This window comes from Bacillus sanguinis, from assembly GCF_018332475.1.
Classification (GTDB): Bacteria; Bacillota; Bacilli; order Bacillales; family Bacillaceae_G; genus Bacillus_A; species Bacillus_A sanguinis.
This window is the reverse complement of record NZ_BOQB01000517.1, coordinates 1-347: the sequence shown is the minus strand read 5'-3', so window position 1 is coordinate 347 and position 347 is coordinate 1. Positions and strand designations below refer to the sequence as shown.

Sequence of the window (347 nt, the reverse complement as noted above, 5' to 3'; positions counted from 1 at the left end):
TAAAGTTTCACTTTATTTTCCAGTCACATAATCGTAAACGATATCCTCAACTGCCTCGTATACATCAATTTCAGTATTTGACTGAATTATCGTTTGAATATGTTTAATTAGCATTTCCTGATCCTCATTTGACATAGGATTACATTGATATTGTTGAAAACTTTTTATAATCATTTTTTCAATTAATTTTTCATTCATGTTTTTCCCCGCCTGTATGTACGTATGTATTGTTTTATTGTACTGGAAGTGAAATGAAAAAACTACTATACATTATTTTTGTATAAAAATTCGGGTGTGTAAATTATTTTTCTAGTAAAATTAAGTTTTTTAACTTTATAAGATTTATA

General features: G+C 25.6%; 1 protein-coding gene. It reads right to left on the bottom strand.

What is annotated here, in order from left to right; genetic code table 11:
- Positions 1-12: 12 nt before the first annotated feature.
- Positions 13-198, bottom strand: coding sequence for a YqzH family protein (locus KI369_RS28150; protein WP_212958940.1), 186 nt, complete (start codon positions 196-198; stop codon positions 13-15).
- Between the last annotated feature and the right edge of the window lie 149 nt (positions 199-347).

Bases quoted from the DNA above. Each gene is read 5' to 3' on its own strand.
- KI369_RS28150 (WP_212958940.1), bottom strand. From the start codon at position 198: ATGAATGAAAAATTAATTGAAAAAATGATTATAAAAAGTTTTCAACAA.